The organism is Deltaproteobacteria bacterium, assembly GCA_009930495.1.
Classification (GTDB): Bacteria; Desulfobacterota; Desulfovibrionia; order Desulfovibrionales; family Desulfomicrobiaceae; genus Desulfomicrobium.
In genome coordinates this window covers 1-1,386 of the sequence record RZYB01000403.1, presented here as the reverse complement: position 1 = coordinate 1,386, position 1,386 = coordinate 1, and the positions used below count along the sequence as shown (strand labels likewise).

1 protein-coding gene is annotated in these 1,386 nt (G+C 66.3%); it reads right to left on the bottom strand.

What is annotated here, in order from left to right; all coding sequences use genetic code 11:
- Positions 1 to 854: hypothetical protein (locus EOL86_15020; protein ID NCD26880.1), on the bottom strand; the 854-nt coding region annotated here is incomplete at its 3' end.
- Positions 855 to 1,386 lie beyond the last annotated feature (532 nt).

The window sequence follows — 1,386 nt, the reverse complement described above, 5'->3', positions numbered from 1 at the left end:
GCGCCCGGAGCCGGCTCAAAGACCTTCTCCCAGTCGATCGGGTTCCCAGCCTCGTCACGCTCAGGCAGTACGATACCGGGGTCCTTCTTGAGCGCCCGCTGACGGAACGCCTGAATCGCCGCGATGGACAACCGCTGGAGTTTCCCCAGGTTGATGCGGTCAATGACATCGAAGTGCGGCTCAATGAGGCCCATCCCGTCACGGCGGTCAAGAATCCAGACGGCGGGGTCACCCTCGAACGTCTCGACCCGGCCTGCGGGAGACCAGTCGCCCGCGAAGTCGTTGCGGACGTAACCCTGATCCGACATCGACTCGCGCGTGAACGTCTGCCGTGCGCCGGGGATCAGCACCTCGGCGAAGTCGAGTCCCAGGATCGAGTCGCGCCACACCTTGACGGCTGCGCGCGACTTCCATGGGCGCGTCGGGTCCGGCTCCGCATAGAACGTCTCCGGCTTCTCCGACGTGATGATTGCGCGCCCATCGTCACCGACGCCCGCCACGAGGTAGCCGACGCGGGTCGTGAGCATGTCCCACACGGCGTCAGACACCTGCATGGCGAGCCGGTTGTCTCGCGCGATCCTGCGTGCAGCGATGGACGCCTCGGATTGGTCATCCGAACCGACGCGAACATTCTGGACGCGGATGCGGTTGGCGTGCGACTGGCATGCGATGCCGCCGAAGTTCGTGCGCGACTTCTTCTGGAACGCCTGCCACGTCGCCTTGGTGTTTGGACCCATCTCCGGCAGTGGCGCGTTCCCGTTGACATAGGAGCGACCCAGCGACACGACCCGCTGACGCTTCCCCAGCCTTTCAGTCAGGACCGGCAGCCAGTCTTCGGGGGTCGTGAGCGCCATAGTCTTGCCCCCTCAGTCAGTAGAGCCGTCTCGGGACGGCTGTCTTGTGGTGGTCGAGTTTCGCTGTCACCGCGCCGTGGAGCGCGAATGTTGCGGCGTCCAGTGCGAGCACGTCGCCGTCGCCGATGGGCTGCCAGCCCCAGCCGCCCGTCTTGCCGATCTGTCGCTGAGTGGCCGCCGCGACGGCCGCGTTGAGTCCGGGCTGGTTCGCGTGGGTGAACGTGCCGTCCTCGATCGCCGTCAGTGTCATCGCGTGTGCCGTCTGCACCTCGGCCACGGTTGGCAGGCTGATCGCGTTATCCATGACGCCCGCGTCGAGAAGGGACTGACGGAGCGCGCCCGCGCCAGACTTCCCATCGATCGCTATGGTGGCGAATTCGCGCCACGAAGTCCTGAGCCATGATGTGATGGTGGTCGAGCCCTCCGACGCCGGCCAGGTTCCGACCACTTCGACGTGAGTCCCAGTGCCGCCTCGGCGTGCCAGTGCTGCCGCGACGCGCTTGCCGTCGAGGGAGAACTTCACGCCCACGGC